The organism is Legionella parisiensis (assembly GCF_001467945.1).
GTDB classification, from domain to species: Bacteria; Pseudomonadota; Gammaproteobacteria; order Legionellales; family Legionellaceae; genus Legionella; species Legionella parisiensis.
This window is the reverse complement of record NZ_LNYQ01000013.1, coordinates 1393668-1409148: the sequence shown is the minus strand read 5'-3', so window position 1 is coordinate 1409148 and position 15481 is coordinate 1393668. Positions and strand designations below refer to the sequence as shown.

Here is a 15481-nt window from a genome sequence, read left to right as displayed (position 1 = left end):
GACACATTTTCTTATGATGTATTGTCATATAGGGTTAAATTGATAAATTTCAAGGGGGGGGAAGAATAAAATTGAGATCTCAACTTATTTATAATCAAATCCAGGCATCGTTAAGGTACCACCGGAATGAATAATTAATACATTACCATTCAATTGTTCGGTTTTGATGTATTTTCTGGACTCATGAAATAGTTTTGCTGCATAGATGGGATCAGCCAAGATACCTTCTTCTCGCGCTAAACGTTTTACTTCATTTTTAATAGTTTGATTCACTGAGCCAAAAGCCTTTGCTGTAGTAGGATAAAAACAAAGAAAATTCTGAGGAATTAGTTCAATCCATTGCTTAAGTTTATTTCGAAACGCTATTTCATCATCAGCCAATAATAATACATAAACCCGGGCAGAATGATTTAATTGGTTCAGACCTTTAAGGAGTGCAGAAGCGGAAAACCCTGTTCCCGAGTCAATAAAAATGTGTTGAAACCTAAATCCTAATGTATGCTCATTTACAATAATATCATCAGCAAGAGTTAGGGCACCGTTCATCGCTTGTGGAACACTCGCTCCTTCCTGTAAAACAAATCCAGGCTCTTTTAATGTCAGTAGGTAATTATCTGCCAGTTCATTAACCTTCGACCAGTTGTTACGGGCAACCCAGACAATTTCGTGTTCCTCAAGAAATAAACGACTTAATTTATAATTTCCGCACAGCTCCAATTTCCAAGGCTGAATTAAAAAAGCAGTCACTTTCAGCTTAAATTCGCGTGCTAATTGCAATGCAGCAAGTAAATTATTAGATTGGGGGCCAGCAATAATAATTAAGTGCTGTATTTCTTGCTCAATCAAAAAAGGAAAAAGACTGGCGTACTTACGTAATTTTGAACCGCTAATACCACAACCTAATTCGTCATCTCTTTTAACATAACAACTTACTTTTTGATCAGGAAACTGGTTTAAACGATGTACTCGGCTGGATAAATTCCACATAGATTAAATATTTTGTAGCCTGGGTGCAGCGCAGCGGAACCCGGGGAAATAATTTCGCGTATGACCCAGGTTCCACTGCGCTGCACCCAGGCTACAACTGATTCATTTTACATTAATGAGTATCCCGTACAAAATCAAGATGAGTATCAGTTGAGGTTGAACTGTGAAATTTATATTCTAACTCATTAAATTGCTTCAACTGTTCTAAATTATCAAGTTGATTTTGCATGAGAAACTTAGCCATTGTTCCTCGTGCTTTTTTAGCATGAATGCCAATCATCTTCAGCTGCTCGTTCTTTCTTTCATAAAAATTGATCGTAATAATTGGATAGTTTAATCCCTTTTCATCTACCGCTTTAAAATATTCACTTGATGCCAGATTAATCAATACTGGATTTTTCTGCACTGCTAACTGTTGATTTAGCGCATTCGTTATTGTGTCTTGCCAAAAATCATACAAACTCTTCCCTGCGGGATTCTGTAAACGAACCCCCATTTCAAGCCGGTAAGGCTGGATATTATCCAAAGGTTTTAACAAACCATAAAGCCCAGACAAAATTCGCAAATGATTTTGCGAATAGTCAATCGTCTTTTGCTCCCAGCTTGCAGCTTTTAAACCTTGGTAAACATCTCCCTGAAATAAAAGTAAAGCAGGATATGCATGCGATGACACTTTATCGTCTAAACAAAAATCTTGATACCGTTTATAATTTAATTCAGCCAAATCCTTGGACAAATCCATCAAAGCAGCTATATCAGCAACTGATTTATTTTTCATCAGTTTAACTAGAGTGTTGGTTTTATCAACAAACATAGGATTAGATGTCGTTCCTGAATAGGACTTGGAACTATTTAATAATTTTTTAGCTGGTGATAATAAAATAAGCATAATTAATCCATAGAAATTAACGTGCAGTACCAGGAACCATACCAACCCGCGGTCTAAAGACATAAATAGTTATGGGGTCACTAGTTTCAACCACATTCCCATCCGTATCAACAACCTGCACGGCCAAAGTATGCGTTCCCCTATACATACCTTTTATTTCAAACATTGGACTCGTTTGGGGTTCACCAAGAGCTCCATTATCGTATATCAATTGTAACTTATCTCCCGAGCGCAACTCAGGTTCTACTTCTGCACTCACTGCAACAAAACCTTGATTATTACGAATTGTTGCCCCTGTTTGGGGGTTGGCAATTGCTATTTTAGTGTAGGAATGCTTTAACTTTATCGTATCATCTTGCTCTAATTGTTCAGATTTTTGTGCTGGAGTTTGAGGATTGGAAGGAGTTGGTGATGAAAAACTTTGGGTCTCGGGAATTGTCACAGTTATTGCTCCCTGACGAGGAGTATCACTGAAATGAACATTTCCCTTACTATCAGTCCATTTGTAAATTTGTGTCGCATAGGATACGACACAAATTACCATCATCAATGGCAGAGAGACAAAAAATTTACTCATCACCATTATTCCTAAAGACTGTAATACAACTCAAACTCATAAGGATGGGTCAAACTTCTGATTCTAGTTGTTTCTTCTTCCTTCATTTTGATGTAATTCATAATAAAGTCTTTAGTAAATACATCACCTTGTAACAAGAAATCATAATCCTTTTCCAAATATTCCATAGCTTGTTCCAAAGACGAACATACAGTAGGGATATCAACAAGTTCCTCTGGTGGTAAATCATAGAGATCTTTATCCATAGCTTGACCAGGATGAATTTTCTTTTGGATACCATCTAGGCCTGCCATCATCATTGCAGCAAATGCCAGATAAGGATTCGCAGTAGGATCCGGGAAACGCACTTCGATACGGCGCGCCTTAGGATTATTTACATGAGGAATACGAATTGCAGCAGATCGGTTTCTTGCTGAATAAGCCAATAGAACTGGAGCTTCAAAACCAGGAACTAAACGTTTATAACTGTTAGTTGATGGATTAGTGAACGCATTTAAAGCACGTGCATGCTTAATTATTCCACCGATGTAATAAAGTGCCATTTCTGATAGGCCACCATATTGATCACCAGAAAACAGGTTCACACCGTCTTTGGCTAATGATTGATGGCAATGCATACCGCTTCCATTATCCCCAACTAAGGGCTTGGGCATAAAAGTAGCTGTTTTACCGTAATTGTGCGCAACGTTATGGACTACATATTTTAAAATCTGTAATTCATCAGCTTTCTTGGTCAATGTATTAAACCGAGTAGCAATTTCACATTGGTTTGCTGTAGCTACTTCATGATGGTGTGCTTCAACAACTGTTCCCAAGGACTCAATAATCAAACTCATTGCAGAACGCATATCATGAGAAGAGTCAACTGGAGGAACGGGGAAATAACCGCCTTTTATTGCAGGGCGATGTCCAATATTACCCCCTTCTAACTCTTTTCCTGAGTACCATTGAGCTTCTTCTGAGTCAATTTTATAGAAAGCACCACCAATGGTTGTTTCCCATTGCACACTATCAAAGACAAAAAACTCTGGCTCTGGGCCAAAATACGCAGTATCTGCAATACCAGTAGATTGCAAGTAGGCTTCAGCACGTAACGCCAATGATCGGGGACAACGCTCATATCCCATCATGGTTTTTGGATCTACTACGTTACATCGAATAACTAAAGTGTTGTCTTGAAAAAATGGGTCAAGCTTCATGGTTTCCAAGTCAGGCATCAAAGCCAAATCTGACTGGTGAATTTTTTGCCAACCCTTAAAAGAAGATCCATCAATCATTTTTCCATTTTCAATAAAATCATTATCAACTGATGAAATTGGAACGGTTATATGTTGCTCTTTACCCCGTATATCCGTAAACCGCAGGTCAACTAATTTGGCGTCAAGTTCCTTAATCGCCTCAAGTACTGTATTTTTGCTCATTATTGCTCTCCAGGATAGTCTGGTTGTATAGTGTACCTTAAGTGACTTATTAAACCCAATAGATTAAACTCTATGTTTTAACATAAACCATAAAAAATATGGGTGCATACCAATATCAGGCGCTTCAAAAAAATGGTAACGCGACCAAAGGAGTGCTGGAAGCAGACTCTGAACGTCACGCTCGCCAACTTTTGCGTGATCAGGGATTAATTCCAACTCAAGTTCGTATTTTGACCCAACAACGCACAGGAAGTCGTGCCAAAAGCAAAATTTCTGCAGCAGATCTTGCCCTATTCACACGTCAATTAGCCACTTTACTTGCTGCCGGGATTCCAGTAGAAGAATCATTACGTGGAGTGAGTGAGCAAACAGAAAAAGACAAAGTCAGAGAACTCATTATAGGTGTGCGTGCAAAAGTACTTGAAGGGTATGGATTGGCACAAGCCATGGCCCAATTCCCATCTGCATTTCCTGAGTTATATCGTGCGACTGTTGGCTCAGGAGAACAAACTGGTCGACTTGATGTGGTTTTAGAAAAATTAGCGGATTACACTGAAAACCAGCAGCAGACAAGACAAAAAGTTCAGCAAGCACTGATTTACCCCCTCATTATGATTATTGTTTCAATTGCTATTATTAGTTTTTTGCTGAGTTTTGTTGTTCCCAAAATTATTGAAGTATTTACCAGCGGTGGTCAAACCCTGCCTGAAATGACTCTAATATTAATTAATATAAGTCACTTCGTGAAAAATTATGGCCTTTATACCTTAATTGCACTCATCCTAATGGTTTTTGCCTTTAAGAAAAGTTTGAACAATGAAAAGATTAAAACTGCCTGGCATCGACTTTTATTAAGACTTCCTATAATTTCATATTTAGTAAAAACAGTTAATGTTTCGCGTTATATACATACTTTTGGTATACTTTTCGCAGCAGGAGTAAGTGTTCTAGAAACAATGCGTGTTGCAGCAAGTCTAGTAACCAATGTTGTTATGCGGCAAGCTTTCGATACTGCTACAATAAAAGTTAGGGAAGGATGTGGTATTAATGAGGCGTTAAAGGAAACGGGTTATATTAGTCCGATGGCAATTCATTTAATTGGCAGCGGTGAAAAAAGTGGCCAATTGTCAAATATGATGGAACGCGCTGCCGCTCACCTGGATAATGAAGTCAAGCGGCTAATTGATACATCATTGACTTTATTGGAGCCTATGGTGATCCTGTTGATGGGTGCAATCGTTTTATTTATTGTTTTAGCTACTTTATTGCCTATTTTTTCAATGGAGCAGTTAATTACTTAAAAGCCCAAACGTGTAGCAGCTGATTGCTTCATGTTATCCAATCTAGTTTAAATCGGAGTAAAAATGAATAGACAAAAAGGATTCTCATTAATTGAAATCATGGTAGTGGTCGTTATATTGGGCATTCTCGCCTCTATAGTCGTACCTAAAATTATGGGGCGTCCTGATGAGGCGCGAAAAGTTAAAGCCAAACAAGATGTGCTTGCCATCCAAAACGCATTGGATTTATACAAACTAGACAATGGTAATTATCCCACTACGGATCAAGGGTTGATGGCTCTCGTTGAGAAACCTACTTCAAATCCAGTACCGAACAATTGGAAACAATATCTCAAGTCACTTCCCACAGATCCATGGGGTAGAGATTACCTTTATTTAAATCCTGGTCAACACAGTGATGTTGATGTATTCACCTACGGTGCTGAAGGACAACCCGGAGGGACTGGTATTAATGCCGAAATTGGTAACTGGGATGAGAAAAAATAATAGATTTTTTCGAAAATTCGCTACAGAGAGAGAAGCGCAAGGAGACACTGAGTGCAGAAATGTTTCATACATACAGTCACATGAAAATTCGAGCACCGAATCGACAAAGCAATTCTCCTCTAAAGCAGAAGTTCTCAAGAAGTCAAATCAAGGTTTTACCCTGATTGAAATCTTGATTGTTTTGGTGATTATAGGCATAACCTTCGGTTTTGCTTTACTTGCGTTTGGTGATTTTGGTGAAGGTCGACGTATTTTATTTTCTGCAGAACAATTAGTTAATACACTTCGCCTCGCCCAACAGCAAGCTATTTTGGGAACCAGTACTCTAGGTCTGCGTATTGATAATAACGGATATCAAGTGTTTCAACTGTACAACAACACTCAATGGAAACCTATTTCCGATAAAGGAGTGTTTAAAATGACTTATTTTCCCCAAGATACACGTATTATTTTGAAAACAACTAATTCAACTCCAGCGGGAGTCCCTCCTATTATTATTTCGGCCTCTGGAGATATGACCCCATTTACTTTGAGCTTTGGCAGCAAACAAGACACCAATTTAGCCTTGCTTATCGGGAAACACAATGGAGAACTCCAATTTAACGTGGCGAACACCAAATGAATGCGAGGAGGCATGAAGCGCAAAACCGCATTGTACATGCTGTGCATGAGGATTTAAACTCTATTGAGACTCAAAAGAGATCTAATCCGTCAGGATTCACTCTAATCGAGGTTCTATTAGCGCTTTCCATAATAGCAATCGCATTAACTGCATTGCTAAAAGCGATATCACAAAACGTAGAAACGACCCGACGTATAAAAGAAAAAACAGTGAGTCATTGGGTCGCCATGCAAGGTGTGGCGATGATTCAGCTCAATTTACTCCAGATTAATCAAAGTCAGGAAACAACCCAAGATACAACCATGTTGAACGAACACTGGTACTGGAGAGCGAAAGTAAGCACTACTCCACTTAAAAACATTCAAAAAATAGTTATTTCTGTCAGCCCGGAAAAAACAGGGCCTTTTAGAGAGGAACTGCAAGCGTTCAGGTATGCACCATGAAAAAAGATGCAACATCCAAAAAACTTAACGGCTTTACTTTGATTGAAATTTTAATTGCACTTACCGTATTCGCTATTCTGGCAACTATTACGAGTTCCGTATTATATAATGCATTTACAACACGCACGCGAGTTAATGAGCAAAGTGAACGCCTTAATGAATTGCAACTTGCAATCAGTCTTATACAACAAGACACACGTCAAACTGTAGAGCGCCCTATTCGTAGTAATGAGATGCAATTATTACCCGCTTTTATAGGACAAACAAATTATGTGGAATTTACGCGGGATGGTAATATAAATCCTGGTAGTATTGAAAAACGCAGTACGCTAAAACGTGTTGCATATGCGTGCCAACAAGGTACTTTACTCCGTAGAACCTGGAATAGTCTCGACATAATCAATCAAAAAAACTATGAAGATAAAATCTTGCTGAACCGTCTGAATAACTGCCATTTTGGTTATTTAAATCAAAATCTACAAATACTTCCTGAATGGAGAGAGCAGGCTGTAACCTTAAATCAACGTAAAGAGCCATTCCCCAAAGCCATACAATTTAATATGACTTTGCAGGATCAGGGTGAAGTAAATTTACTTTTTATTCTGCCAGGTGCGCTTTATGTTTCAAATTAAAACCTTAAAAGGAAGCGCTTTACTCACTGCACTTTTTATTATGACTTTGGTTGCAATTGTAGCTACAGCTATGAGTACCAAAGTGCAATTAGATATTTACCGTACAAAACTTATACTCACTCACGATAAGATTTATCTTGCCTCACAAGCAGTTACTTTTTGGTCACTTAGTGAGCTAAATAATACAAAGAATAAATTTGCCAAGGCTGATAACCAAGGAGTTGTGAGTGTATTTCCTCGTGACATGGAAAATATTTACAGCACCGTTACCTTAAGAGGCGCACTTTATGATCTGCAGGCTCAATACAATGTGAATAACCTGGAAAATAGAAAAGCCTTGTTAGGATTTGTAAATCTTATTGGGGCAGCCTTACCAAATGTTCCCGAAGCAGAAAGAGTTAAGCTCACTCTTGCAATTAATGATTGGCTCTCCCCTTATGATCTGGCCCGTGGTAAAGACAATTATCTATCTTATTATATGAGTCAAAAACCGCCTTATTATCCTAGTCATCAACTTATGAGCAGCAAATCCGAATTACGTCTGGTTAAAGACGTGACTGCACCTCTTTATATAGCACTAGATCCTTTAATTACAACTTTACCGGAGTCAACGCCAATTAATATCAATACAGCGCCAATAAAAGTCCTAAAATCACTAAGCAGTTCAATGAAAGAAACTCAACTCAATGAATTAATCAAAGAAAGAAAAGAAAATGGAATTAAAGATCTAAGCAAAGTCTCTGAATTGCTCAAAAAACTTAATATAGCTGATGACCAAATAACCATAGAGAGTACTTACTTTCTAAGTGTCGCATATGCTACCAGCGAGAACCTTAATTTAACTGTGTACACTGTGTTTAAACGAAGTCGTGATAAAAATAAAAAAATCTCAGTCAATCTACTCAGACAAAGTTTCAATGTTTTCTAATCTGAAAGAATACCGTTATTCATTGTTTGCTGATTGAGAAACATTTTTTTGCTGTATTTCTTTTGATAACTCATCACCTGCTTTAATATCCGCATCAGAAAGTTTATTTTTTAACATTTTAAGCTCTCTGATTGCTTCATCATTTTGATTCTGAGCTGCAATCTTAAACAATGCATATGCCTTAATCCAATCTTTCTCTACACCAAGTCCTGCAAGATACATGTAACCTAACTTGGCTTGTCCTGCTGGATTTCCTTGTAAAGAAGACTTGGTAAACCAATACACAGCCTGTTCATAATCTTTAGCAATACCCTTTCCTGTAAGCAGTAGCTGCCCTAATTCAGCTTGTGCCTCAGGTAGTCCGCTTTGCGCTGCAGCCTGATACCAATAAGCTGCCTTTTGAGGATTTGCTTCGACTCCATAACCCTTAAGGTAATAATAAGCTAAATAAGCTTGTGCTTTAACATGACCTTGATTCGCTGCTTGTGAAAACCAATAAAATGCTAATTTGTCATCTTGAGCAATACCCTCTTGTTGTCCTGTATACAATAAACCTAAGCTATACTCTGCTCTGACATCACCCTGATCTGCTGCTTTCTGATACCAGTAGAAGGCTTTATTGACATCCATTTTAGTTCCTTCTCCCATAATATAGGCATACGCGACGTTTACTTGTGCCTTGCTGTATCCTTTTTTTGCAGATTTTTCGAACCATTCAAATGCAATTTTTTTGTTCGCTTTAACACCATCTCCTGATGCATACATTAAACCAATATTTCTTTCTGCAATTGCATTACCTTGTTTGGCTGATTTCATATACCATTTAAAAGCCTCAGGGAAATTTTGCTGAACCCCTTGTCCTAAATCATACATAAACCCGAGGCTTAGTTGGGCTAAGGCATTATTTTTATCTGCTGATTTTTGATACCAACTCATTGCTTCAGTATAGTTTTTATTTACTCCTTCTCCGTATTGAAACATACGACCAAGTAAATACATCGCATCAACATTTCCATCCCTTGCTGATTTCGTTAGATAAGGATATGCAGTGGTATAATCTCCATTTTGATATGCAGCGAAACCAACAATCTCATCACTTGCAAAAGCAGTATTCACTACCAGCAATGCTGCTAAAATTACCCTGCGCATGCCGACTCCAATTCGATCCTCTTACCTAAAGCGTAGAATAAAGAATCAACAAAGCAAGTACACAGTCTTGATTAAAAATATGATATTCTTATTAATATTCAGTAAAAAAAGCGAGTAATAAGCGATGCTTTCTCAAATTATTGATTATATAAAGTACAGTATCAAGCGATTCTTACGCTATCTTTTAATTGGAACACTTGCTGGATGCGTCACTTTTTTGCCGATTTTCTTGACTGTTACTTTACCTTTTTTAATTCAAATGAGTTGTGTGCTTGTACTTCATGATTTGATTATTGCTAAAAGAACAGGCAAGTTTTTACCCTCCTTCACTCCCATGTATGCTTATATGCTCAGCTGGACTTTTACTATTGCAATTGGTTTATTCCTTTTAAGTTTAATCTATTCAGCGATCACGGGCGCAATATGAAAAAAAATATGCAAATGATTCAATTTGGCTTCAAGAGGTTTTTTCGTTATTTTTTGATTGGAATAATCTGTAGTTTCACACCCGTGAACTTTGCCGGTTTTTCAATTATCTTACCCGCTTTAATTTTATTCAGTATTATTTTATCAATCGATGACGTGAGTTTATATAAACACTCAGTGAATTATCCCCCTACTTTTCTCTTGTCTTATTGGGGTGTATGCGTTTTGGCGTTAGTTGCAGATTGGGTTATTTGGCAGTTTAAACTCATATGATTTGATCCTAACAACTGATCCCTGCTCTGCAGGGATCCTCTTTTCTTTATTTCCCTGCAACCATCATTTTTCCGATTAATACTGAGCCGCAGCGCGTCGCAATATTTGGATTAATATCATTACCCACTGCAAGAATATTTTTAAACATATCTTTTAAATTTCCCGCAATTGTAATTTCATCAACAGGATATTGGATCTGCCCATCTTCAACCCAATAACCACTTGCACCTCGTGAATAATCACCAGTTACAATATTTACTCCTTGACCCATTAATTCTGTAACTAATAATCCCTTTCTCATAGTTTTTAATAAATCATTAAGATCACCTGCTGTAGAATCAATCGTTAAATTATGAACTCCATCAGCATTAGCAGTGGTTTTTAATCCCATTCTTCGTGCAGAATAACTGCCCAGTACATATTGCTTCACATAACCTTTATCAACAATAAGATTTGGACGAGTTGGAACCCCTTCACTATCAAACGGAGAACTTCCCAAGGCACCTAACAAATGAGGCTGTTCATAAATTCGAATAAACTCGGGAAAAATTTGTTGACCTATAGAGTCCAATAAAAAAGTATTTTTTCTATAAAGATTTGAACCGCTAATTGCGCTAATAAATGTTGAAAATAAGCCACTAGAAATTCGTGATGAAAAAATAACCGGTATTTCCTGTGTAGCAATTTGTTGTGCACTTAAACGACTTATAGCGCGATCAACAGCGTTTTTTGCAATTACATGGAGATCTACCAAATCCTGTGGATTACGAACTGTTGTATAATCGTAATCTCGTTGCATTTCCTCACCATCCTTCGCAATTAAAGAACAACTTAAGCCATGACGTGTGCTGTGAATAAATCCGGAACCGCCATGTGTATTAGCAAATCCATGATGCGATTCATATGTAGATACATTTACTCCATCTGAATTAGTGATTCGTTTATCCAGAGATAATGCATAATTCTCACATTTCAAAGCAATCTCTATCGCTTGTTGAGGACTTATCTCCCATGAATGAAATAAATCAAGATTGGGATGATTCGTAGACATTAACTCTTTATCAGCCAAGCCGAAGTATGGATCTTCTGCGCTTACTCTAGCTATATCACAGGCAGCTTTAACCATAGTTTCCAAAGCAGCAGGTGAGGTATCAGTACTGCTTGCGCCACCTTTACGTTGACCGATATAAACAGTCAAACCAACACCTTTATCTTCACTAAATGCAACTGTTTCCACCTCGCCCATGCGTACATCAACCGAAAACCCCTTATCGTTATTCACTGCCACCATGGCATCGGTTGCACCTTCCTTTTTTGCAAGTTCCAGCACCTCATCCATAAGACGAGTTAAATCTGTTATTGACTTCTGCACTTCAGTATTGTTATGTTGCGTTTTAATTTGCATATGAGATTCCGTGGTATTGAATGATGTACATAAGGATACAATAACATGTCTTCGCAAACCAATGATTATCCTGCAAACAAATCATATTTGTACGGTTTATTATTTGCGCTTTGCCTTATATTCCTCCCTGTTCATTCATATGCTGAGGGCTATTGGCGAACACTGAGTCCTGGCATTGAGTATCAAGATCTTGCTGGAGGGATACTTTCGCCCTGGGCACATATTTATGCATTTCGCATTGACCTCAACAAAAATAAACTCGCCCTGGTCAATGCAAAAAAATTATCGCTAAAAAATGCTTCCGCGGATCAATTTGCTGAGCACAGTAAAGCACTTTTAAGCATTAATGGTGGCTTTTTTGATCATGAATTTAACCCGCTTGGGCTTAGGATTAATAATAAAAAATTGATTAATCCTTTAAAACGAATTAGCTGGTGGGGGGTTTTTTATATAAAAAATAATCAAGCATATATTTCCAGCTTAAAACATTTTAATCACGATAGTGATATTGATTTCGCAATTCAAAGTGGGCCCCGGCTTTTAATCAAACGGAAAATTCCATCTCTTAAACCTGGTATTGCCGACCGTTCTGCCCTGGGAATCACTGCGGATGGAAAAATTATTATTCTCGTTTCAACTAATGCAGCAATGACTACCAACAAGCTTGCCCAGTTACTCAGATCTCCTCCCCTATCTTGTGTTGATGCACTCAATCTGGACGGAGGCAGTTCGAGTCAACTGTATGCGCATATTGGTTCGTTTCTACTTAATGTTCATGGATTCTCTAATGTCAGTGATGCTGTTATTGTGAAAAAAAGAGAAACTCCAATTTAATTAATTTAAAGCTGCTTCTTTTTGAGTAACCAAAATAATGTGAGCTTATTTTTGTGCCAGGCTCCAAGATTATAGCCTTTCCCTAAAAACAATTGGGAATAAACCCACAAGTTATCCACAAATTACTCCCATATTATTCTCTTGATCATTTCGTCAAAACACATTATCTTGTTGTTTTGGCTCAGACAAAGCCCAATATATTGTGCTATAATTCAATTGACAGTCAAATAATTTAACTGGCTGTTAATATTAAAAATAATAATAAATGCGTGGAGGAAAAATGTCCGCAATTCTTGATCCGGTAAATGATGTACCGCAAACCAGTCAACTGGAATTGACCGCTAATGCCCCTGGTTTATTAAAAACCATTAAGCGCAATGGTAAAGTAGTAAATTATGATGATACGAAAATTAAAGTCGCAATTACTAAAGCATTCATTGCAGATGAAGGCGGTACAGCTTCCACCTCGGATCGTATTCATCAACAGATTGAAGAAATTACCCGTCAAATAACTCACGTGTTCAAACGCCGTTTACCTAGTGGTGGTGCTGTTCATATTGAAGACATTCAGGATCAAGTAGAGTTAGCGCTCATGCGCAGTGGTCACTACAAAGTTGCTCGTGCCTATGTATTGTATCGAGAAGAACATCGTAAAGCACGTGAAAATGAACTAAAACAACAGGCCAGTGATAATAAAATATTGTTAATTACAATGCCTGACGGTGAATTAAAACCATTAGACACCGACCGCATGAACACGATTGTTAATGAAGCATGCCGTAATTTGGAACATGTTCAAGCAGAACCTGTTATTAAAGATGCGATGCGTAATCTTTACAATCAAGCGAAATTTGGAGACGTACATAAAGCATTAATTATGGCAGCACGTACATTGGTTGAAAAAGAACCGAATTATACCTATGTCAGTGCGCGTTTATTGTTAGACAGTTTACGTATGGAAGCATTGAATAAATTAGAAATTCAAGCAGACGCAACCTTTGATGAAATGAGCCAGCTGTATCCTGCCTACTTCAAAGTATATGTCGCTCATGGCATCAAACAGGGGATATTAGATGCCAAAATGGCCGATTTTGATTTGGAAAAACTTGGTGAAGCACTGTTACCTGAGCGTGATATGAAGTTTAGCTATTTAAGCTTACAAACCTTATATGATCGTTACTTCATTCATGATCATGGTGCACGGTATGAACTACCACAGGCGTTTTTCATGCGCGTTGCAATGGGTCTTGCCTTACGTGAAAAAGATAAAGATGAAAAGGCCATTGAGTTTTATCAATTGCTGTCTTCATTTGATTACATGTCATCAACCCCTACTCTGTTTAATTCAGGTACCGTTAGACCTCAGTTGTCCAGCTGCTATTTAACCACTGTCCCAGATCATTTGGATGGCATTTACAGTGCAATTAAAGATAACGCCCTCCTCTCAAAATATGCTGGAGGTTTAGGTAACGACTGGACTCCAGTACGCGCTATGGGATCACATATCAAAGGTACCAATGGAAAGTCACAAGGTGTAGTCCCCTTCTTAAATGTTGCTGATGCTACTGCAGTTGCGGTAAACCAGGGAGGTAAACGTAAAGGGGCTGTTTGTGCTTACTTGGAATGCTGGCATAAAGATATCGAAGAGTTTCTCGAGTTAAGAAAAAATACCGGTGATGATCGACGCCGTACACATGATATGAATACCGCATTATGGATACCCGATTTATTTATGGTTCGTGTGCGTGAAAATGGTGATTGGACTTTATTCTCACCTGATGAAGTACCTGATTTACATGATCAATATGGCAAAGCGTTTGAAACGCTCTATCGAGAGTACGAAGAAAAAGCACGACAAGGCCTCATCAAAAACACAAAAACACTCTCTGCAGTCAAACTGTGGCGTAAAATGTTATCTATGCTTTTTGAAACCGGCCATCCATGGATGACCTTTAAGGACCCATGTAATTTGCGTTCACCACAACAACATGCGGGCGTAGTTCATAGCTCTAACTTGTGCACTGAAATTACACTTAACACTTCAGAAGAAGAAATTGCCGTATGTAATCTGGGTAGTGTTAATCTTCCTGCACACATCAAAAAAGGCAAACTAGATACTGAAAAATTAAAACGCACCATTAGAACTGCTATTCGTATGTTGGATAACGTAATTGATATTAACTATTATTCCGTACCTCAAGCGCGTAACTCCAACTTGAAACACAGACCGATTGGTTTAGGTCTCATGGGCTTCCAGGATGCATTATATGAGTTAAAAATTGATTATGCTTCTCAAGAAGCAGTTGAATTTGCTGACTCATCCATGGAGTTAATCAGCTATTATGCAATTGAAGCATCTTGTGACTTGGCTAAAGAGCGAGGCAGTTATTCCAGCTATGAAGGCTCTTTATGGAGTAAGGGAATACTACCAATTGACTCAATTAATCTGTTACAGCAAACACGTGATAAGTACCTAGAACAAGATCGCTCACAACGCTTGGATTGGGAAAGCTTACGTATCAAAGTTCGTACACAAGGAATGCGTAACTCCAATGTGATGGCAATAGCACCTACCGCGACTATTTCTAATATTTGTGGTGTAGCGCAATCGATTGAACCTACATACCAAAATTTGTATGTCAAATCGAATTTATCAGGCGAATTTACTGTGATTAATCCCTATTTGGTTGCTGATTTGAAAACATTGAATCTTTGGGATGAAGTAATGGTCAATGATTTGAAATACTTTAATGGTAGCGTCCAACCAATCAGTCGCATTCCTGCTGAGTTGAAAAAACGTTATGCAACTTCTTTTGAAATTGACCCAATTTGGTTAGTAGATGCAGCTTCTCGTCGTCAAAAATGGATCGATCAAGCTCAATCACTTAACATATATATGGCTCAGCCATCTGGTAAAAAATTGGACCAACTCTACATGCATGCATGGACACGTGGATTAAAAACCACTTATTACTTACGCAGTTTAGGCGCATCCAATGCTGAAAAATCTACTGTGACTGATGGAGCACTCAATGCGGTTAAAATAGTAGCTGAAGAACCTAAGGTATGTTCCATACTCGATCCAGACTGCGAAGCATGTCAATAATC

Annotated in this window: 16 protein-coding genes; 10 read left to right on the top strand and 6 right to left on the bottom strand. The window is 38.0% G+C overall.

The genetic code is table 11. The annotated features are described in order from the left end of the window. Nucleotides 1-84: 84 nt before the first annotated feature. From Lpar_RS12315 to glnA, 4 genes are all read right to left on the bottom strand, one after another. Nucleotides 85-987, bottom strand: coding sequence for a pyridoxal-phosphate dependent enzyme (locus Lpar_RS12315; protein ID WP_058518204.1), 903 nt, complete (start codon nt 985-987; stop codon nt 85-87). A 112-nt stretch (nt 988-1099) separates the two neighbouring features. Then, nucleotides 1100-1876, bottom strand: a complete 777-nt coding sequence (yaaA, locus tag Lpar_RS12310; protein WP_058518203.1) for a peroxide stress protein YaaA — start codon at nt 1874-1876, stop codon at nt 1100-1102. A gap of 16 nt (nt 1877-1892) precedes the next feature. Then, nucleotides 1893-2453, bottom strand: coding sequence for a DUF4124 domain-containing protein (locus Lpar_RS12305; RefSeq protein ID WP_058518202.1), 561 nt, complete (start codon nt 2451-2453; stop codon nt 1893-1895). A gap of 11 nt (nt 2454-2464) precedes the next feature. Then, nucleotides 2465-3874: a type I glutamate--ammonia ligase gene (gene glnA, locus Lpar_RS12300; RefSeq protein ID WP_058518201.1), complete on the bottom strand. Its 1410-nt coding sequence runs from the start codon at nt 3872-3874 to the stop codon at nt 2465-2467. A 98-nt stretch (nt 3875-3972) separates the two neighbouring features. On the opposite strand from glnA, the gene lspF reads away from it, so the two are divergent. From lspF to gspK, 6 genes are all read left to right on the top strand, one after another. Then, nucleotides 3973-5175 (top strand): GspF family T2SS innner membrane protein variant LspF, encoded by a 1203-nt coding sequence (gene lspF / locus Lpar_RS12295; protein WP_058518200.1) that lies wholly within the window; start codon nt 3973-3975, stop codon nt 5173-5175. 63 nt (nt 5176-5238) lie between these two features. Then, nucleotides 5239-5661, top strand: a complete 423-nt coding sequence (lspG, locus tag Lpar_RS12290; protein ID WP_058518199.1) for a GspG family T2SS major pseudopilin variant LspG — start codon at nt 5239-5241, stop codon at nt 5659-5661. Next, nucleotides 5648-6283 carry a type II secretion system minor pseudopilin GspH gene (gspH, locus tag Lpar_RS12285; RefSeq protein WP_082650380.1) on the top strand — a complete coding sequence of 212 codons (636 nt, stop codon included), beginning with the start codon at nt 5648-5650 and terminating at the stop codon, nt 6281-6283. The genes lspG and gspH overlap by 14 nt, the downstream gene beginning before the upstream one ends. After that, on the top strand, nt 6280-6726 hold the full coding sequence (gspI, locus tag Lpar_RS12280; protein ID WP_237759409.1) for a type II secretion system minor pseudopilin GspI: 447 nt from the start codon (nt 6280-6282) through the stop codon (nt 6724-6726). The genes gspH and gspI overlap by 4 nt, the downstream gene beginning before the upstream one ends. Continuing rightward, on the top strand, nt 6723-7358 hold the full coding sequence (gene lspJ, locus Lpar_RS12275; RefSeq protein WP_058518198.1) for a GspJ family T2SS minor pseudopilin variant LspJ: 636 nt from the start codon (nt 6723-6725) through the stop codon (nt 7356-7358). Before gspI ends, lspJ begins: the two co-directional genes overlap by 4 nt. After that, nucleotides 7345-8286, top strand: coding sequence for a type II secretion system minor pseudopilin GspK (gspK, locus tag Lpar_RS12270; protein ID WP_058518197.1), 942 nt, complete (start codon nt 7345-7347; stop codon nt 8284-8286). Before lspJ ends, gspK begins: the two co-directional genes overlap by 14 nt. A gap of 15 nt (nt 8287-8301) precedes the next feature. Here gspK and Lpar_RS12265 read toward each other — a convergent pair whose 3' ends face one another. After that, nucleotides 8302-9435, bottom strand: a complete 1134-nt coding sequence (locus tag Lpar_RS12265) for a tetratricopeptide repeat protein (protein ID WP_058518196.1) — start codon at nt 9433-9435, stop codon at nt 8302-8304. Between the two features lie 124 nt (nt 9436-9559). On the opposite strand from Lpar_RS12265, the gene Lpar_RS12260 reads away from it, so the two are divergent. Continuing rightward, on the top strand, nt 9560-9862 hold the full coding sequence (locus Lpar_RS12260) for a hypothetical protein (protein ID WP_058518195.1): 303 nt from the start codon (nt 9560-9562) through the stop codon (nt 9860-9862). Beyond that, nucleotides 9859-10134: a hypothetical protein gene (locus tag Lpar_RS12255; protein WP_058518194.1), complete on the top strand. Its 276-nt coding sequence runs from the start codon at nt 9859-9861 to the stop codon at nt 10132-10134. Before Lpar_RS12260 ends, Lpar_RS12255 begins: the two co-directional genes overlap by 4 nt. A gap of 46 nt (nt 10135-10180) precedes the next feature. Here Lpar_RS12255 and pmbA read toward each other — a convergent pair whose 3' ends face one another. Beyond that, nucleotides 10181-11539, bottom strand: coding sequence for a metalloprotease PmbA (gene pmbA, locus Lpar_RS12250; RefSeq protein WP_058518193.1), 1359 nt, complete (start codon nt 11537-11539; stop codon nt 10181-10183). A gap of 45 nt (nt 11540-11584) precedes the next feature. On the opposite strand from pmbA, the gene Lpar_RS12245 reads away from it, so the two are divergent. Both Lpar_RS12245 and Lpar_RS12240 read left to right on the top strand, forming a co-directional pair. Beyond that, nucleotides 11585-12373 (top strand): phosphodiester glycosidase family protein, encoded by a 789-nt coding sequence (locus Lpar_RS12245; RefSeq protein ID WP_058518192.1) that lies wholly within the window; start codon nt 11585-11587, stop codon nt 12371-12373. 280 nt (nt 12374-12653) lie between these two features. After that, nucleotides 12654-15479, top strand: coding sequence for a ribonucleoside-diphosphate reductase subunit alpha (locus tag Lpar_RS12240; RefSeq protein ID WP_058518191.1), 2826 nt, complete (start codon nt 12654-12656; stop codon nt 15477-15479). Nucleotides 15480-15481: the final 2 nt, after the last annotated feature.